Source organism: uncultured Maribacter sp., assembly GCF_947500985.1.
Taxonomy (GTDB): Bacteria; Bacteroidota; Bacteroidia; order Flavobacteriales; family Flavobacteriaceae; genus Maribacter.
The window spans coordinates 614,365-634,471 of the sequence record NZ_CANMTX010000003.1; the positions used below are offsets into that span (position 1 = coordinate 614,365).

Genomic DNA, 20,107 nt, shown 5'->3' on the forward strand with positions numbered 1-20,107 from the left:
TTTGATCAAAAGTGCAGCTAATAATTAAGTCTATCCCTTATTAAACAGCCCTATTAATTACCAAAATTGTAACGAATTGTAAATCCGGTATTAATAGTTGTTTGTGGAAAAGCCGTAGAGACTGCAAACTGAGAAAATGAATGATCGTAAAAGAACAATGCATTTAGGTTCTTACTTAAGGCGTAATCTGCGGTAAATTTCAATGACATAAGGTTTTGACCAGAGGTTATTTGATTGCTATTGATATCTAAATTTCTAATAATCGTAATATTATCACGTAATGTCAAATCTGCTTTTAAATTTAAATCACCTTTTAATCTAGTTTTATTTCCGCCAATATTGGTTACAAATTTTACATCTTTGAAACGATACCCCAAACCAACTGTATATTCTTTACCATTAATCTCGGTCATTAAATCATTATCAAAACTTAATGATAATGCCCTATCTGTTCTTACCTCTGCTAACACGCTAACAGAATTCTTCATTTCAAAATCTACACGAACCAAAGGATTAAACTGATCTGTAAGTACTACATTGTTCAAAATTAAATCCGGCAAGAGATCTAAATTCTCAGCATTTATAGCATCTTGACCATCATTAATCAACTGCACCTTCTCTAAATTCGTTTGGTAGGAGTTAATACTATATGATGCACGATACCCATGACTTAGAGAAAAGCGTTTAAATTTCTTTTTAAACCATTTGCTTTTCATTAAACCGGTATACTTAATACTCCAGTTAGGTATTGGAATATCTCTAAACGTATCTAAGTTTACACGTTCAGCATCTTGCCCTGTATATGCTGCAAAGAAAGCAGGTAATAATACCTCTTGTTGAGTTTTGCCATATAACTGCGGAAAACCATCTTCATCTAAATCACCTACAGGTTGCGATCTATCGGAAATCAACCTATTCGCAACAGTAATTCTATTATCCTTAAACTGCTGAAAAGTACTTGAATCGAACTCATCGCTCTTACCAAAAGCAGTACCGATCATCATAGTGGAAATACTAAAACTACCATAGTTGTTACCCAACTGCAGGTTATACTCTTGATCAACAACATTAAAATTTTCTTGATAGCTGTCTGAAAACTGTCTGTCTGCCACTAGGTCAATTGTAATATCTCTTGTTGGTTGTGCCGTAGCAGTAATATTCAATTGCTTATTTGTTCTTTGGATGAATTGCTCATTGAATTCCGCATACCCTGTAAGCCAACCGTTTCTAGCCGCTTCATAACGAACATCTGATTGACTACCGAATAAGAAACCTACAGTTGGTTTGGTAGTACCAACAAACCCAACAGATTGTGTATATCCAGGTAGTACAGTACCATTATTCTCACTATAGTTAAAATTTAATCGTTTCACCATAGTAACTATATCTACAACCGTATTGAATAAATCGCTTGTTTTCCCTTTAATTTTTTCTTGATCTTCGGACAACGCGCCAGATTTATCCCTTCGTATAGGTCCTGAAGTTGAAGCCTTAGGAGCTTCACGTTTTTTAAGACCGATTAAATCATAAAACTTCTGCATAGTCAAAGAAGAAGTCAACGTATGCGTATTTGCATTCTGTACCGTGTTGATATATTCACCGGCTACTTCAAACAATGCATCTCCACCTCTTTGCCAATCAAAATTACTGGTATATGAATACTGTGTACTAATAAAGTCTAACGCAGGTATTTTGGAAAATGGAATCTCATAGTTCAATTGCATTTGTTGAGAATGTCTATTCGGTTCACCAACATCAAAGAAACCGTCCCACATACCCAATTCATTCATAATTCGATCAGTGGATTCTAAAGGTTCATCTTCGTTCAGGTAATTTCTAACGATATTATTATTGGAACCCGTTAAATTTAAACGTAACGACTTTGTTAAATTGTAATTGATAGCATACTGCCAATTAAACAAATAATTACGTTGTTGTAACTCAGGTAATTCAATTCTATCTTCTCCATCGGTATACACATCTCTAAAACGTTGTGCATTGAATTGTCTATTAATATTAGAAGTAATCCCAATATTAGATGGCAATAAATTTAAGTTCAAGTCTTTTAGCCATTGCCAGTACTTACCTGTAAAAAGCGAATCTTTTTTAGCGAAAGGTGCTAACTCGACCGGCTCAAAACTATGATTGTATACAAAACCTGTATTTACACTTTGCTCCTTTAATTCTGCTATTTCAAAATCTCTGTGGTCAGTTTCGTTATAGCTATAGTTGAATGTAAAGTTTTCAATATCATAAAAATTGGCATCAGCCTCTTCACCACGAGCTTTACGAACACCAATTAAGTTGATACTGGTACGTTTAGTATAATCTTCAGCTTGCTCCAAGACCTCATCTTTACCTTCTTGAGTATCTTCAGCAGCAATTCTATCCTCTAGTTTTAAATCATCATAAACTGGATCAAACTCCGGCGTAATCAATTGCTCTGAAATTCCGTAATTAAACGGTAATTGAATACCCCATTTCTTAGGAAATAATTGACCGACATTAACATTAGTAACTACGTCATAAGACACTGCATCTTCCCGAGCACGTTCATTTGGTAGTTGATCAATAGACCCGAAACCAGATGTACTTTTACTTCCGGTTGCACTAATATTTGCAAAATCTGCAATATTTGCGTCAATAGCCGCAATAGCTGCCCAACCTCCATTATTATCTAAACCTGCAAGGCGTAGTTCATTAAACCAAACTTCTCCTCTGGCCGGTAAAATATCTTGATTTTTTACACCCACCATCATAGTTCGAATACTACCTAATGATGGATTACCTTTAATACCTATACGCACTCTACCAGGCGTACGAACATCAAATTCACCAACGGGAATTACTTCATCATTTTCAATCTCAAAGAATCGAACATCATTTAAATCGCCATCTGAAATCCATTGCGACTTAACTTTTGTCAAATCACTAAGATAAATATTCAACTCATTATTTTCTGGCCACACCTCATCATCTGCAACTGCCGTAAAAGGTGTAAACTCTAATGGTAATTCAATTTGGTAATAGTTCTGAGTAAAATCTGTACCCATACGCAAGAAACCAACTAATGGAGTCGAAGTATCTGCATAATCACTATCTACAATTTTCTCTGCATGCATGAACATTTTTAATTGTTCATATTGACGAATATCTACATTTAAATATTTAAAAACCCCTCTCGAATCTTCAGATTCTAGATCAGATACCGTCAAAGAAAGAGATTGCTCATTTTGACGAATAATAGTGTTATTATTATTAAGTTGCTCTCTAACCACACCTGGCGGTAATACGTATGGTATTGGCGTTCTACTACTATTTTCTTCAATATTTACGGTATTTACGTCTAAAGTAGTACCATCGTCAGTTGGGTCACTATCGATATCTGTATCTTGTAATGTACTGGTATATGTACGCCAATCTCCTCTTACCAAATCTAAAGCTGCAAAACGTAGTATAGTCTGGCCGGTAAACCCAGTCATATACATACGCATAAAACTAATAGACCTAAAATCAGTTATCCCACCAATGGCATCAGCAAAGTCGCTCAAGGGAACCTTATACTGTATCCAACGATAATTCACATCATCTCCGTTCGGTATTCTAGTGTCTCCACTAGCGGTACCTTCTATAATATCAGTTACATACTCATCATTAATTGTGGTATTTGGCTTTATTGCTATACGATACTCATAATAACTATTTACCGTATTCATGGTTAAATCTCTATCAATGTCTTCAACATCTGGCAATGTTGTAGAACCCCTATCGGTATCAGAAACCGAAACAGGTGAGTTACCTTGCGGGTTATTAAAATCAATATACCTTTCTAATATACTTCCCTCCTTATTTAAGTAATAAGTATAATTGTCCAATGCTGGATCATCACCATTATTATTAGTATAAATATCAGCTTCTCGAATATCATCAACACCATCAAAACCAGTATCTTGTAACACTCTATTATTTTCGTCGGCATCAAAAGCATATACCAAAGATTGTGTTGCGGGTACTTCTCCCCAAGAAGTTGCTGATACAAAATCACTACTATCTACACCTGGCAATCCATTTTCATACTGTTTTTTACCATCACGTAAAATATCCTCAGAAATATTACCAAGATTAATTACCAACTCACCAGAACCACTAGACACACCATCTACATAAGGGTCCATTACCCAAAACTGTACAAATTCGACATTACTTTGTTCAAAATCTGTACTACTTAGTGAGCGCATCATACCACCCCATTTTTCATTTGAAGCTTCCGTCTCAAAATCAGGGTTATTATTATATGGTCCTTTTTCCGTAGGATAGTACACTATATCTAAAGTTGTTTGTACTTGTGTTGTACCTTGGGCTACATCGGTCTCAGGATATACTTCATCTATATATATTCTTCTTGTAGCGTTTGTTGAAATATCATCATCGCTAATCTCAGCAGGTCTTTGTGTGGTAAAGAATATTGGATCAATAGAATACCAAGATAGTTTAGCTCTACCATAACCATTTAATAAGTTTGTTGGGTCTTCTGGAGAGCCACCAAAAAGCTGATCGCCATTACCAAATTCTAAAGGCATACTAGAAAGAGACCACCCAAGTGAAGCTCTAATATCAATTAACGCCTGCGCACCTTCAAAATCATCTAAATATGTGGTTGTTTCGCCCTCAAAATCTGCATTACTTGGAGAACCAGGTATTAATGCCGCCATTTCTGCTCTTACAGAAAAATTAGAAGGTACATCGGTATCTATATTTGGTAACTTATTGACCATACGGGTCAAGAAAGGAACCTCAGTAGAAAAATTACCGTTCAATCCAAAAATAGTATTATTTACAGATTCTACACCGTAAGTAGATTTTTGAGTTAGTGGCCGTTCATTAAGGTTTAACAATGTACCCCCCAACACAAACTTCTCATTGAATTGATGTTCTACATTTACACCAGTAAATCGACGTGTTTGTTGACCAAAGACAGCATTGTTTTCTACAGATATATTAATAGGTACACCTGATGCCTCTAAACTTGGATCTAAAATTTGAACGGTGCCCGATTGGTAGTTTACCGTATAATCGATACCCTCTTGCAGGGTTCTACCGTTTGCCGTAACCGTTACCGAACCTTGAGAAACATTAAAAGCACCAATAGAAATACCATTGCTACTTTCAGATTTATAGGTACCTTTTAATAAAAATTTGTTTTTCTCAGAATCTTGAAGTGCAGCAGTTTTAGTTAACGAGTACATACTCCTAAAAACATATTGCTCTTGGTTTGCATTATAACCAGAAGTAACATCGTATTGACCACTATTGCCGTTTTCTAAAATTTCATATAAATATTCACCAAAAGGTTCTACAGTGGTAAAAATAATTCTCCCATTCTGTACATCTATTGTTTGACCATCTATAAAATCAAAAAATCCATCACCCCCTGGCTGTAAATCTTCATAAGTATTTAATCTATCTAAATGAAAGAGATTTAAAAGTATGGTCTCTTCCAAACCTTCTGGCCAGCCAGAAGCCAAACCTTCTTCAATAGGTGTTATATAATTTCTAGAGGTAGGGTCTGAATATAGAATATTCATTTTAAAATCTTCTTCACTTAAACTATATGCACCAGTTGAATAAATATTCTTCATCATCAAATCCCAAATCGGATCCGAAATGTTGGTAATATTACTTTTTAACAACTTTAAGATAAGTGTATTATTCTCTATAATAGTACTAGTCGCATCAGTTGTAACTGTTGTAGCTTCAACATCTCCATTGGCAAATTCACCCACTTGATAAACCTGACCTTGAAAAGTATATTGATAAGCAACACCCAATACCTCATCATTACTTAAACGCTGATTTAATGAAATGTACCCAAGTTGACTATCGTAATCAAAGTCTGTACCCTCAACTAATTTTCGTGCATTTTCCAAATAAGCATAATCAAAGCCCTGGTTTGGAGAATACCCGGCAGCAAAACTACCTGCATTAAAACCGCTTTCTACTGTAGCTATTTCCCTAATATTATCGTTTAACGCACCATTATTGGTTAATATTAACGCGGGATCATAATCATTGGCGTTGTTTCTAGGTCTTAAATCTGCAGGACCATTAAAGAAACCGCTACCGCTACCACTATTTTGACCAACTCTAGTTTTCGTTATATCTGATTCACCTAAATCTTGAATAGCCACAACATTACGCACATTCAAGGTCTGTTGTGTTCTATTGGTTATCCAAACTTCTATACGTGTTATTTGAACTTGACTTTGTATATAAGGATAAGAGGAAAGAGCATTGTTATAGTTGTCTCTAAAGTATTGACCTAAAAAGAAATGCCTATCCTCATCATAATCCAAAGCAGTTAATGAAAATTCGTTTACCGTACCACCGCCTTGTGCTACTACAGTATTGTTTTGTGATTGTTGTTCGGAAAAAACAGCAGTTACAGATGTTTTACCAAATTGTAGCTTCGTTTTTACACCAAATAAACTCTGAGCACCAGAAATTAGCGAACTATTAAGTGGCATGTTTACGTTACCAACTTCTATAGATTGAATGATATCATCTTCTGTTGGCGTATAATCTAACTTAACAATATTCTGAAAATCGAAAGTTGCTTCTGTATCGTAATTGGCAGTTACTTGCAAACGCTCCCCTATTTGACCAAGCATACTAAGACTAATACGCTGATCAAAATCGAAAGAAAGATTCGTTCTGTTTCTTGGTGATAAAGATGGGTTATCATTTTTCTGCCAGATAACACCTAAATCCATCGCAACAGATCCTTGTGGAATTATCTCTATAGTATTACCACCAAAAATGGTTGAAAAGAAATCGTTATTTACATAAAAGTTAGGAAGTAAATTTTTACGAGCTTCTTCACTACCTTCTTTTTTACCTGAATATGCATCAGATTTTTCTTTGAAATATGATTTTATTCCTTCTTCCCTAATCAATTTAAAATATTGATCTGGTGTAAGAATTATAGGATAACCGATATTAAAATCGCCCACACTCTCATTATAGATATAACGATCAAGTTCTGGGTCATAAATATACCTTGACACAATACTTTCTGGATTCTCAATTAGAATTCTCCCCAGATCATACCCTGTTTTTACCGAATCAATTTCCTGTTCTTCTGTTTCTTGCGCCACAACACTTGTTATGGAACCCAAAAACATAAAGAATACAAAGATGTGCTTAAAAGAAATTTTAAGAAATTTAGTTACCCCGTTTTTCAAACTTATTACAAATTTTTGAGCGCGAGTTTAATTATATTCTCGACACTTAGAGAAGCATCTTGACTAAGCACTTTATCGACAACCCTCTCTGATTGTTTACGTGCGAAGCCTAGAACTTCTAAAGCAGATAACGCTTCATCTTTATTTGTATTGTTTATACTTAGTGAAAGTTCATCTATATCGTAAACTTTTAATACCTTATCTCTAAGATCCAAAATTACACGTTGTGCGGTTTTGGCTCCTATACCTTTTACGGCCTGTATTGATGCAACATCTCCGTTAGCAATGGCATCTCTTACCTGAGAAGGAGACATAGATGAAAGCATGGTTCTGGCTATACTTGATCCAATACCGGAAACAGATAGCAATAATCGGAATATTTCACGTTCAGATTTTTCAACAAACCCAAACAACGTGTGAGAATCTTCCTTCACTTGTAGGTGCGTAAAAACTGAGATGTTTTCTTGCTCTGGCAGTTTTGAAAAAGTGTTTAAAGAAATATTTACAAAATAGCCCACACCACCACATTCGATAATAACATGAGTTGGGTTCTTCTCTACTAGTTTTCCTCTTAAGTGATGTATCATGGTTTTTTTAAAATTAAAAAGGGAAAGAAGTATGTCTACCAATTTCCCTGTTTGAGTTATTATTTAATTAAATATTATTTTGAACCTTTAGCTTTCTTGCGCTTTTCGCGCTCTTGAGCATCAATTACAGCTATTGCCGCCATGTTTACTATTTCGTCTACGCTGGCACCTAATTGCATAATATGAACCGCTTTTCTTAAACCGACCATAATTGGACCGATAGACTCTGAACTGTTCAGTTCCTTTAAAAGTTTATAGGTAATATTTGCCGATTCTAAATTCGGAAATATTAAAGTGTTTACTTTTCTACCCGCTAGTTTAGAGAATGGGAACTTACTCTCATGAAGTTCTTTGTTTAAAGCAAAATCCATTTGTATTTCACCATCAACTACCAAATCAGGTTTTGTCTCATGGAGAATACGAACAGCCTCTCTAACTTTTCTAGCATTAGGATGCGTTGAAGACCCAAAGTTAGCATAGCTCAACATCGCCAATACAGGATCAAAACCAAAATTAGAAGCAACATTCGCAGTCATTTGTGCTATATCTGCAAGCTCTTCTGCATTTGGCTCTATGTTAATAGAGGTATCCGCTAAAAATAATGGACCCCTATCGGTAATCATAATATTCACTGTTGCGACCTTTTTAACCCCACTTGCTCTTCCAATAACTTCTAAAATTGGTTTTACTACCGTAGGATAAGCTCTTGAGTAACCAGAAATCATTCCGTCTGCATCACCTTCAAGAACCATCATCGAGCCAAAATAGTTACGCTCACGCATTTTTATTTTTGCACTGTAAAAAGTTACACCACTTCGTTTACGACTTTCCCAATATTTAGTAGCATAACGAATATGACGTTCGTCGAACTCCTTTGAGATAGGATCAATAATCACCAAATCAGCATCGAACTCCAACTCTTTTTTCAATTCAAGAATAATATCTTTTCTACCCAAAAGAATAGGAATAGCAATACCCTCTTCATGAACTATTTGTGCTGCTTTTAAAACATCTAAATGATCAGCTTCAGCAAATACTATTCTCTTAGCATTACTACGTGCTCTACCATGTAATAATCGCACAACTTTATTATCGTTACCCGAACGAAGCATAAGTTCTTCTCTATATTTATCCCAATCATCGATTGGAGCTTTGGCAACACCACTCTCCATAGCTGCTTTAGCTACTGCAGGTGGTATTTCATATATTAATCGCTGATCAAAAGGCTTAGGTATAATATACTCCTTACCAAATGTTAATCTTGTTTCGCCATAAGCTATATTCACTTGTTCAGGTACAGGTTGCCTTGTTAAATCTGCCAAAGCTTTTACTGCTGCCATTTTCATAGCCTCGTTTATTGCCGTTGCCCTAACATCTAAAGCACCTCTAAATATAAATGGAAAACCAAGTACGTTGTTTACTTGATTAGGATGATCAGATCGTCCCGTTGCCATTATAATATCTTTTCTGGTAGCAACTGCTAAATCGTAAGCTATCTCTGGATCCGGATTAGCCATAGCAAATACAATAGGGTTCTTAGCCATAGACAGTAACATATTTGGAGTTACTACATTAGCTATTGAAAGACCAACGAATACATCGGCATCAACCATCGCTTCATCAAGCGTGTTAATTTTTCTATCGGTAGCAAATTCCTTTTTAGCTGGCGATAAATTATCTGCATCTTTTCTAATGACACCCTTACTGTCAAGCATTACTATATTCTCTGCCTTGGCACCAAATGCTTTATACAATTTAGTACATGAAACAGCCGCAGCACCCGCACCACTGATAACGATGCGCACTTCATCCATTTTCTTGTCAGAAATCTCTAATGCATTTAATAAAGCAGCTGCAGAAATTATAGCAGTACCATGTTGATCATCATGCATTACAGGAATATCTAACTCCTCTTTTAATCTGCGTTCAATTTCAAAAGCTTCAGGGGCTTTTATATCTTCAAGATTAATTCCACCAAAAGTTGGGGCAATCATCTTTACAGTTTCAATAAACTTATCTACATCTTCAGTATCCACTTCAATATCAATACCATCGATATCAGCGAAAATCTTAAAAAGAAGACCTTTACCTTCCATTACAGGTTTTGATGCCTCAGGGCCTATGTTTCCTAATCCTAATACAGCCGTACCATTAGAAATAATAGCAACTAAATTACCTTTAGAGGTATATTTATATGCGTTTTCTTTATCCTTTGCTATTTCTAAGCAAGGCTCCGCCACACCGGGCGAGTAAGCCAGAGCAAGATCACGTTGTGTACTATAAGGTTTTGTGGGTACTATTTTTATCTTACCAGGCTGTGGTTTTGCATGATAAATAAGTGCTTCTCTTCTTAGCTTTTCATTGCTCATACTCTTCTATTTAAAAAAACAAATTTAAAGGTATTCTGTAAGAAAGCGTTAAGCAGATCCGTATTTATGTAAACAAAATATATTGTTCTATTTTATATGCTCAAAGTAGCATATAAAATTACAATTCAGACGCCTTCTCTTTATTTGTCACATTAAGACGTAATGCTAAAAAAGCAGAGATTGCAAAAAATGCTCCAGCAAACAACATGGCATTAATAGCATTATTACCAAGTAAATATTTATAAATAGGTCCGAATGTGAGCGTCTCAATACCCATAGGGATTACGATCATCATATTTAAGATACCCATATAAACACCACGTCTTTCTTGCGGAACCACTTTTGACACCATGGTATAAGGAATACCCATCATTGCCGCCCAACCAATACCGAAAAGAACCATTGGCACCAGAACCATAATCGGATCTGAGATATACGGAATCGTAAATAATGAAATAGCAGTACCGAACAAGCTTAATGCATATATTTTTTTACCACCGAATTTCAATGTCAAAGGCACCAAAGCCAAAGCAACTACCATGGTAACTATATTATAAGTTAAACTCATTTGTGCAGATTGAGAAGCTGCCTCTCCTGTTGAGTAGCCCATTGTCAATTTAAACAGCGGTGTAGTATACTGCCAGTAAATAAATAGTGCATACCACTGAAATAAATATACTACCCCTACTCTCCACATAAATTTGGGCATTTTCTGTATAGATTCTCTAATTTCTTTAAAGGGTAAAGCAATGCGCTCAGTTAACGGTTTAGCTTTTGCATTGTTAATCGCGGTCAACTCTTCTGATGAAGGGGGAATTTCTGGAGTTTTTAAAACTGAATAAAGGATAGTGGTAATGGAAAGAATTGCACCAATATAAAATGAGTAGTACAACCAAGTAGGTATCGTTCCAGCAACTTCAACAGATTCACCTCCAAATAAATATTGGAATAGTACAATAGATCCATTTGCTAAAAGTATACCTGCACCCACAAACAAACTTTGCATTTGATAACCTAAACTCAATTGTTTCTCAGGAAGTTTATCACCAACAAAAGCCCTATAAGGCTCCATTGCCATATTGTTACCTACGTCAAGGATCCAAAGTAAACCAACAGCAAACCATAAAACGGGACTCGTTGGGAAAGCGAATAAACATAAACTACCCAAAATTGCCCCAATCAAGAAAAAAGGCTTTCTTCTACCCCAACGTTCTGACCATGTTTTATCTGAAATAGCCCCAATTATAGGCTGCACAATTAACCCTGTTACCGGACCAGCGATATTTAAAATAGGAAGCATATCTTCTGGGGCACCTAGATATAAGAAAATAGGATTAATAGCGGTTTGCTGCAACCCGAAGCTATACTGGATTCCTAAAAAACCAACATTCATATTAAATATCTGCCAGAAACTTAGACTTGGTTTATTGAACTTCATGTACGAGATCAGTTAATTAATTGGTGATACGTTTTAGTACATTCTCACAAAACCTATAGTATTATTTCGGAAAACGTAATTTTCAACGACTACCAATATAATATAATTAAGACTGTTCTAGTACATTACTATTCAGAAAATCGAACGAAAACGATTGAGAAGTTTCAATTATTTTAAAAACTCAATATTTCTTGTGAGTCCGTCGAACTTCGTTCGCTTAACCGCAGATTTCTTGAACACTTTTTGAAAGACATCGACAGTTATTTCTTCCCAGTCTTTTTTAGTCATACTAAGGAGGTCTGGATTAGGGTTGAATAATGGTTCATTATGTGGTTTCGAAAACCGATTCCAAGGGCAAACATCTTGGCAAACATCACAGCCGAACATCCAATCATCAAAAGAACCTTTCATTTCGTTTGGCAGTTCATTTTTTAACTCAATCGTAAAGTAAGAAATACACTTACTACCATCAACAACGTACGGATCAACAATTGCCTGTGTTGGGCAGGCATCTATACAGGCGGTACAGGTACCACAATGATCGGTTACCGCATGGTCATATTCTAATTCTAAATCAACTATCAACTCTGCTATAAAATAAAAAGAGCCAACTTGCTGGGTGAGTAAATTGCTATTCTTACCTATCCATCCTAGCCCACTTTTTGCTGCCCAAGCTTTATCTAATACAGGGGCAGAATCTACAAAAGCACGACCATTGACCTCGCCTATTTCCTCGGTAATAAACTCTTGTAATTGCCTTAGTTTGGTTTTGATGATATGATGATAATCTTGACCATATGCATATTTTGAAATCTTATAAGAATCATCGGTTTGCGTTTCCTCTGGATAGTAATTTAATAAAAGAGAAATAACCGACTTAGAGCCTTCAACCAATAATCTCGGGTCTAATCTTTTATCGAAATGATTAGCCATATAGCTCATTTCGCCATTCATATTTTTATTCAACCACTTTTCTAACCTAGGTGCTTCTTCTTCTAAAAAATTTGACTTGGATATACCACATGATAAAAAACCGAGGCGTTTGGCTTCGGTTTTAATGCTATTTGTCCATTTAGATTTTATGTCTATACTCAAAACAAGCCAGGTTGAATTCCTCCTTTTATTCTACCAAGGTGCTTGTAAGCCAATTCGGTTACTTCACGACCACGAGGAGTTCTCATAATAAACCCTTGCTGAATTAGAAATGGCTCATAAACTTCTTCAATAGTTTCTGCACTTTCAGATACCGCAGTTGCTAAAGTGGTAATACCTACAGGACCGCCTTTAAACTTATCAATAATAGTGGTTAGAATTTTATTATCCATTTCATCTAGCCCATGCGCATCTACATTTAATGCCTTTAAGCTAAATTTTGAAATTTCCATATCAATAGAGCCATTTCCTTTTATCTCTGCAAAATCACGTACTCTTCTAAGTAACGCATTACAAATTCTAGGTGTACCTCTACTTCTACCGGCAATTTCTATGGCTGCATCTTGAGTAATGGGTACACGTAATATTTCTGCACTACGTTCAACAATAGTCGAAAGCAATTCGGTAGAATAATATTGTAACCTACTTTGAATACCAAATCGTGCACGCATTGGTGCTGTCAATAATCCAGAACGGGTGGTAGCACCAATCAAAGTAAACGGATTCAAATTAATCTGAACAGACCGCGCATTTGGCCCAGATTCTAACATGATATCAATCTTATAATCTTCCATCGCAGAGTATAAATACTCTTCTACAATAGGACTTAATCTGTGAATTTCATCAATAAACAAAACATCCCGCTCATCTAAATTTGTCAAGAGTCCAGCTAAATCGCCAGGTTTATCCAAAACAGGACCGGAAGTGATCTTGATACCTACACCCAATTCATTAGCTAGGATATTTGCCAATGTAGTTTTACCTAAACCTGGGGGACCATGAAACAAGGTATGATCCAAGGCCTCTCCTCTTCTATTTGCAGCTTCAACAAATACCTTAAGATTTTCAAGCACCTGTTCTTGACCTGTAAAATCGTCAAAATTTATGGGTCTTAATGCTCTTTCAATGTCTAGCTCCTCATTAGAGAAACCATCAGCAGATGGATCTAAATACTCGTTCATACACTAACAAAGATAGACAAACACGAGATAACTTTACATCTATACCATTAGGTAATTGAATTTATCCGAATCCCTAAATGAAGCGTTAAATACATATAAGAAATCTAACTAAATATTGTAATTTCATGGCATGACAAAAGAAAATTATACTGCACAAGTTTTACAATATATTCCTGTTTTTTATATTATCTGGTCAGATGACCTGCTCTCGGCTTCAGAAATAAATGTCGTTGATTATGCTATTTCTAACGATAACACATTATCTGGCGATGATAAAAAACAACTTAAAACATGGATGAATGTCAAAAATCCACCAAAGAACGAATTATTTAAGTCTTGGAAACAATTAATTATCAATAGCAATGTAAAGTTGATAGAGCATGAAACATATCCGCTTGCGGCATTCAGTCAAAAAGTAGCATCGCATTATCATAATGACATCTTGTTCAATGATCAAATTAAAGAGATTGAAATAAACTTGGGCATTCAACCAAATCATTACAATCATTTATTTGAGGTACATATTGATTTAGAAAAAAAGTCTTCACAGTATTCTGCACAAGTTATAGACACCATTTTAAAAGGAGAACATGCAGAAGCTATAGATTCCTTTAGATCAGTACTTAACGATCCTATATTTTCATGGGAAGTTAGACGTGACAAAAAAGAATTTAGAAATCATGTTTTAAAACAAGTAGAATTTCTAGCGGATAAAGGGTACGGTGCAATGGCTTACCCAAAAGAATATGGCGGCACCAATGATATGGAGGGCTATGCTACCATTTTCGAAAATATGATGTGGTCTGATGGAAGCTTAGCTATAAAATTTGGTGTACAATTTGGATTGTTCGGAGGAAGCATTCAAAAACTGGGAACCAAAAAACACCATGACAAATATTTAACCGCAACAGGAAAAACAGAATTATTAGGATGCTTTGCAATGACAGAAACCGGACACGGATCAAATGTTCGCGGAATAAAAACTACAGCAACCTACAACAAGAAAACTGAAACTATCGTCATTCACACTCCTGGTAAAAATGACAATAAAGAATATATCGGCAATGCCATACACTCTAAAATGGCATCTGTATTTGCCCAGCTTATTATTAATGGAAAAAATGAAGGTGTTCATGCCATTCTAGTTCCACTTAGAAATGAAAAGCATGAGCTACTACCGGGTATAACTATTGAAGACAATGGTTATAAACTAGGGCTAAACGGTGTTGATAATGGCAAGATCTGGTTTAATCAAGTTGAAGTACCCAAAGAAAATTTACTAAACAAGTACGGAACCATTTTAGGTAATGGAGAATACTATTCGGAAATTAAAAATCCTAACAAACGATTCTTTACCATGCTGGGTACTTTAGTAGGTGGTAGAATTTGTGTTGCGAGAGCAGGTTTAGGCGGAGCCAAATATGCGCTGACCATAGCTATTAAACATGCTTTAAAAAGAAGACAATTTAATGATAGTGTAAAAATACAGGAAGATTTATTGATGGATTACCCATCTCATCAATTACGTTTAACTCCGCTAGTTGCAAGTGCATATGTGTATCACATTACATTAGATAAAATGATGAAGCTTTACTGCGATGAATCTCAACCAGACAAAAGACAAGTTGAAACACAGGTAGCAGGACTTAAATCTATTATTACCTGGTATGCTAACGATACTATTCAAGAATGTCGTGAAGCCTGTGGCGGCAAAGGTTATTTGTTAGAAAACAGAATTGCAGATTTAAAAGGCGATGTAGATATATTCACCACGTTTGAAGGCGATAATAATGTATTATTACAACTTGCGGCAAAAGGCGTACTTTCAGATTTTAAAGCTGAATTTAATAGCGCAGGCTTTTCAACGGTATTAAAACTGTTAAGCTCTCAACTAAGTGATAAGCTTTCTACCATAAATCCGCTATACACGAACAAGACGGATAAGGACCATTTATACAACCCGAAGTTTCATGTTCATGCCTTTGAGCATAGAACAAGAAGACTTACCTATACAATAGCTATGCGAATTAGGGGATATATTAAAAAAGGTATTCCGTCTTATCAAGCATTTTTAAAGGTTCAAACTCATTTAATGACTCTTGGCAAGGCATATAGTGCCGAACTAGCTTATAAATCATTTATAGAGCACACAAGCTCAATGACTGAACCAGAGTATAAAGCGTTATTTGAAAAATTAGGAACTTTATACGCACTTTCCGAAATAAGAAAAGATGCTTCTTGGTATCTAGAACAAGGCTACATTAGCGGAACTAAGTCAAAAGCTATACGCCAAAGAGTTGAACGTTTATGTACCGAGCTAAGACCACATTTAAATAGTCTTGTAGACGGTTTTGGCATACCTGAGCATTTAATGACAGCACCTATAGCGAATTAGTTTCGCTCCTTTTCTAATCGCGAGGTATCTAGAAAGTCTAAAATGGTAATTTGTGGTTCACCATATAGTTTGGTTCTAGTACCTCCTTTTGAACTAAGTTGTAAGGTTTTTAATGCTCTGACTTCAATATCTGGCGAATCTTCAGTAACTAGAAGCACATAGTTGGCTTGCAGGTCAGCTGCTTTTAAAGAGCTACTACCGTACATTTTCGCCATTAAGTAATCTGCATTACCCTCTACTTTCGCTGAAGCATTTTTATACATGTAAATATTGTTACTGGCTCCTGTGCTATACAATTTCACATCTATTCTATCCTTTAAGGTTATATTCAATGAATCACTAGCTAAATTGAAATCACCAGAACTTATTTCTTCCATTGTAATATCCATAATATCGGCAGTAGCGTTTAATTCTAATCTAGAAGTACCAAAAGTTTGTACTCTTAAGCGATTTGTAGAAATAACGTCTTTCATGCTAATTTTACCATTTAGCATCTTAATACTACTTAGTTCTTGAAAGAAGATAGTAATATCAAGTTTCTTTTTTGACGTTATATTATAAAATGATGATATCTTAAGAATACCATCGTCAACTTTAAATTTAAGAACATCCAATAAATTATCGTCCAATTCTAACGCATAACCTTCAGTTGTAGACTTCTGAATTACAATATCTAAATCATCGACTAATTCAATTGCTGTAAAAGGCTCTAAATCTTCTCTTACTTCAATGACATTTTTATTCCCCTTTATCTTAGGTTTACGTTGAGAGTAACCATTAACTGAAATAAACAATACTATAACAAGTAGGGCGAACTTTTTCATAATCTAAACTTCTATTTAAAATTGAAGGTATTTAATTTTGTGTAATAATAAAACAACTTAGCAATATCTTAAGAAGATTGCAAAAAAAAGCCCAACTATTACTAGTTGGGCTTTTATATAACTCAATGAAGCTTAATGATTCATTTCTTCTTCATTTTCCTGAAGTGGTATGTGTTGTGGTATGTAATCTTGACCTGGAATATAATATTCACCATTCTCATCAACCTTACTATAATCATAAGACCATCTATGAACTTCTGGTATTGCACCAGCCCAGTTACCATGAATATGCTTTTGTTCAGCAGTCCATTCTAATGTATTAGATTTCCAAGGATTAACTGGACCAACCTTACCATAGAAAACACTATAGATAAAGTTTGCTACGAACACTAATTGAGCAGCACCTGCAATAATAGCAAATACGGTCATTAATACTTGTATATCTGCTAGTTCATCAAACATTGGAAACGCCGTGTTTTCATAATATCTTCTTGGTACACCTGCCATACCAACAAAATGCATTGGAAAGAACACACCGTAAGCAGCAACCGCAGTTACCCAAAAATGGACATATCCTAAATTCTTATTTAAAAGTTTTCCTTCAAACATTACAGGGAACCAATGGTACACACCAGCAAACAAACCATATAATGCAGAGATACCCATTACTAAGTGGAAGTGAGCAATTACGAAATAGGTGTCATGAACATTAATATCTAATGTACTATCTCCTAAAACAATACCTGTTAAACCACCTGTAATAAATGTTGATACAAAACCAATTGAAAATAGCATCGCAGGATTTAATTGCAGATTACCTTTCCAGAGGGTTGTTATCCAGTTAAATGCTTTCACCGCTGAAGGTATCGCTATCAACAAAGTTGTAAATGTAAATACAGATCCTAAAAATGGATTCATACCAGAGATAAACATATGGTGACCCCATACAATTGTTGAAAGAAAAGCAATTGCAAGAATAGAAGCAATCATAGCTCGATAACCAAATATAGGCTTACGTGCACTAGTAGCCATAATCTCAGATACTAATCCCATTGCTGGTAAAATCACAATATACACCTCTGGGTGCCCTAAAAACCAGAATAAATGTTCAAATAATACCGGCGAACCACCTTGATAATGTAAAACCTCGCCTTGAATAAATATATCTGAAAGGAAGAAAGAAGTACCAAAACTTCTATCCATAATCAATAATAATGCTGCTGACAATAAAACTGGGAAAGAAACTACCCCAATAATAGCCGTTACAAAGAAAGCCCATATCGTTAAAGGCAATCTTGTCATTGACATTCCTTTAGTTCTTAAGTTTATAACCGTTACGATGTAGTTCAAAGATCCTATAAGAGATGATGCAATGAAAATCGCCATTGAACTTAACCATAAAGTCATACCTAAACCAGAACCAGGTTGTGCCATTGGTAATGCACTTAAAGGTGGGTAAATTGTCCATCCAGCTGCTGCCGGACCTGCTTCAACAAATAATGAAATAACCATTACTACAGCTGAAACAAAGAACAACCAGAATGATACCATATTAAGGAATCCTGATGCCATATCTCGAGCACCAATTTGCAACGGAATCAATAGGTTACTAAACGTACCACTTAAACCTGCAGTAAGTACAAAGAATACCATGATAGTACCATGCATTGTTACTAAAGCTAAATAAACGTCAGCATCCATAACTCCACCTGGAGCCCATTTTCCTAAAAGAGCCTCAAATATTGGAAATGCCTCACCTGGCCATGCCAATTGCATTCTAAATAATAATGACATTGCAATACCAATAAAACCCATTATCAATACACCCGTTATAAGGTATTGTTTGGCAATCATTTTATGGTCTTGGCTAAAGATGTACTTTGTTACAAAAGTTTCTTTATGATGATGTCCATGATCGTCGTGTGCGTGATCATCTACATGTGCATGTGCTGTTGCTGACATAATCGTAATCTTATTTTTATTAATTTTCTTATTATAGCTTTGTTGACTTGAGTATAAAAAACTACTCTCCTATTGAAACTGAACTTACAGTATTAAATGCAGGACTAGCTTCGTCTTTCATTACCGTCTCGGCGAATGTTGACTGACCTTTCATCCATTCATTATACTCCTCTTCTGTTTCTACAATTATCTTCATTTGCATATTGTAATGTGACTTTCCACAAATCTTATTACAAAGCAAGATATAATCAAACTCCCAAGGATCAATTGCCTCTCCTGTTTTCACAGCTTTCTCTGCACGTAGCTTATTAGTTCTCTTCACTTTAGCTACCACATCTTGATTCATTCTCATTTCTTCTGTAGTGTAAATCGGTGTAAACGAAAATTCAGTAATCATACCTGGTACACAGTTCATCTGTGCTCTAAAGTGAGGCATATAAGCCGAGTGCAATACATCTTGAGAACGCATTTTAAAATTCACTTTTCTACCTACCGGCAAATGCAATTCTTTAACAATAACATCATCATGTGCATAAGTATCAGATTCATCCAAACCTAACACATTTGCTTTATCGATATCGATCATTCTAACATTGGCGCCACCTAAAACATTATCTCCACCACCATATCTAGCAGTCCAGTTAAATTGCTGTGCATATAACTCAACTATAATTGGGTCATCTTCATCATTAACATCCATAATAGTTGTCCATGTGTATAATCCCCAAAGTATAAGACCTGCTAATACGATTACGGGTATAATTGTCCAGATGAACTCTAAACGATCATTATCAGCGTAAAACAACGCTTTCTGACCTTTCTTACCAGAATACTTATAACCGAAATAGTGTAATAGTGCCTGTGTTAATGTCTGTACTATAAATATAATAACCATCGATACTAACATCAAGCTATCATACTCTTCACCATGAGCAGAACCTGCTTCAGGTAATAAAAATTTACCGTACTTCCAGAAACTGAAAATTGTAATTCCGTAGATGAATACCAAGAATGCGAATAACATGTATCCATTATTCTTATTATCGCTATCCGTTGCTATTTGGTGCTGTTCTGTTTTAAGCTGAGATAATTCAAATATTTTAGTCAATTGCCAAATGGCAATGGCTACAAGAACAAGTACAGCTAAAGTTAATAATGTCGTCATTGTATATATAAA

The 20,107-nt window shown here is 35.4% G+C and carries 10 protein-coding genes; 1 reads left to right on the top strand and 9 read right to left on the bottom strand.

Annotated features, from left to right (window positions below; all coding sequences use genetic code 11):
- Positions 1 to 53 precede the first annotated feature (53 nt).
- The 6 genes from sprA to ruvB all read right to left on the bottom strand — a co-directional run bounded on the left by sprA (position 54) and on the right by ruvB (position 13,749).
- Positions 54 to 7,181: a cell surface protein SprA gene (gene sprA, locus Q0871_RS09190; protein ID WP_299321287.1), complete on the bottom strand. Its 7,128-nt coding sequence runs from the start codon at positions 7,179 to 7,181 to the stop codon at positions 54 to 56.
- Between the two features lie 65 nt (positions 7,182 to 7,246).
- On the bottom strand, positions 7,247 to 7,828 hold the full coding sequence (gene ruvA / locus Q0871_RS09195) for a Holliday junction branch migration protein RuvA (protein WP_073242374.1): 582 nt from the start codon (positions 7,826 to 7,828) through the stop codon (positions 7,247 to 7,249).
- A gap of 74 nt (positions 7,829 to 7,902) precedes the next feature.
- Positions 7,903 to 10,197, bottom strand: coding sequence for an NADP-dependent malic enzyme (locus Q0871_RS09200; RefSeq protein ID WP_299321218.1), 2,295 nt, complete (start codon positions 10,195 to 10,197; stop codon positions 7,903 to 7,905).
- Positions 10,198 to 10,315: 118 nt separating this feature from the next.
- Positions 10,316 to 11,635: an MFS transporter gene (locus tag Q0871_RS09205; RefSeq protein ID WP_299321219.1), complete on the bottom strand. Its 1,320-nt coding sequence runs from the start codon at positions 11,633 to 11,635 to the stop codon at positions 10,316 to 10,318.
- Positions 11,636 to 11,803: 168 nt separating this feature from the next.
- Entirely contained in the window at positions 11,804 to 12,724 is a 921-nt protein-coding gene (gene queG, locus Q0871_RS09210) for a tRNA epoxyqueuosine(34) reductase QueG (RefSeq protein WP_299321290.1), read from the bottom strand.
- Positions 12,725 to 12,726: 2 nt separating this feature from the next.
- Positions 12,727 to 13,749, bottom strand: a complete 1,023-nt coding sequence (gene ruvB / locus Q0871_RS09215) for a Holliday junction branch migration DNA helicase RuvB (protein ID WP_299321220.1) — start codon at positions 13,747 to 13,749, stop codon at positions 12,727 to 12,729.
- A 130-nt stretch (positions 13,750 to 13,879) separates the two neighbouring features.
- Between ruvB and Q0871_RS09220 the strand changes: the two genes are divergently transcribed.
- Entirely contained in the window at positions 13,880 to 16,144 is a 2,265-nt protein-coding gene (locus Q0871_RS09220; protein ID WP_299321221.1) for an acyl-CoA dehydrogenase, read from the top strand.
- Here Q0871_RS09220 and Q0871_RS09225 read toward each other — a convergent pair.
- The 3 genes from Q0871_RS09225 to Q0871_RS09235 all read right to left on the bottom strand — a co-directional run bounded on the left by Q0871_RS09225 (position 16,141) and on the right by Q0871_RS09235 (position 20,095).
- Positions 16,141 to 16,968, bottom strand: coding sequence for a DUF2807 domain-containing protein (locus tag Q0871_RS09225; protein WP_299321222.1), 828 nt, complete (start codon positions 16,966 to 16,968; stop codon positions 16,141 to 16,143). The two genes, Q0871_RS09220 and Q0871_RS09225, sit on opposite strands and share 4 nt — an antisense overlap.
- A gap of 132 nt (positions 16,969 to 17,100) precedes the next feature.
- Entirely contained in the window at positions 17,101 to 18,930 is a 1,830-nt protein-coding gene (locus Q0871_RS09230; RefSeq protein WP_299321223.1) for a cbb3-type cytochrome c oxidase subunit I, read from the bottom strand.
- 61 nt (positions 18,931 to 18,991) lie between these two features.
- Positions 18,992 to 20,095, bottom strand: a complete 1,104-nt coding sequence (locus Q0871_RS09235; protein ID WP_299321224.1) for a cytochrome c oxidase subunit II — start codon at positions 20,093 to 20,095, stop codon at positions 18,992 to 18,994.
- Positions 20,096 to 20,107: the final 12 nt, after the last annotated feature.

What these genes read in the sequence shown, in the direction of transcription:
- Q0871_RS09200 (WP_299321218.1), bottom strand. Translation starts at nt 10,197, where the DNA reads ATGAGCAATGAAAAGCTAAGAAGAGAAGCACTTATTTATCATGCAAAA.
- ruvB (WP_299321220.1), bottom strand. Translation starts at nt 13,749, where the DNA reads ATGAACGAGTATTTAGATCCATCTGCTGATGGTTTCTCTAATGAGGAG.
- sprA (WP_299321287.1), bottom strand. Translation starts at nt 7,181, where the DNA reads ATGTTTTTGGGTTCCATAACAAGTGTTGTGGCGCAAGAAACAGAAGAA.
- Q0871_RS09225 (WP_299321222.1), bottom strand. Translation starts at nt 16,968, where the DNA reads ATGAAAAAGTTCGCCCTACTTGTTATAGTATTGTTTATTTCAGTTAAT.
- Q0871_RS09205 (WP_299321219.1), bottom strand. Translation starts at nt 11,635, where the DNA reads ATGAAGTTCAATAAACCAAGTCTAAGTTTCTGGCAGATATTTAATATG.
- Q0871_RS09235 (WP_299321224.1), bottom strand. Translation starts at nt 20,095, where the DNA reads ATGACGACATTATTAACTTTAGCTGTACTTGTTCTTGTAGCCATTGCC.
- ruvA (WP_073242374.1), bottom strand. Translation starts at nt 7,828, where the DNA reads ATGATACATCACTTAAGAGGAAAACTAGTAGAGAAGAACCCAACTCAT.
- Q0871_RS09230 (WP_299321223.1), bottom strand. Translation starts at nt 18,930, where the DNA reads ATGTCAGCAACAGCACATGCACATGTAGATGATCACGCACACGACGAT.
- Q0871_RS09220 (WP_299321221.1), top strand. Translation starts at nt 13,880, where the DNA reads ATGACAAAAGAAAATTATACTGCACAAGTTTTACAATATATTCCTGTT.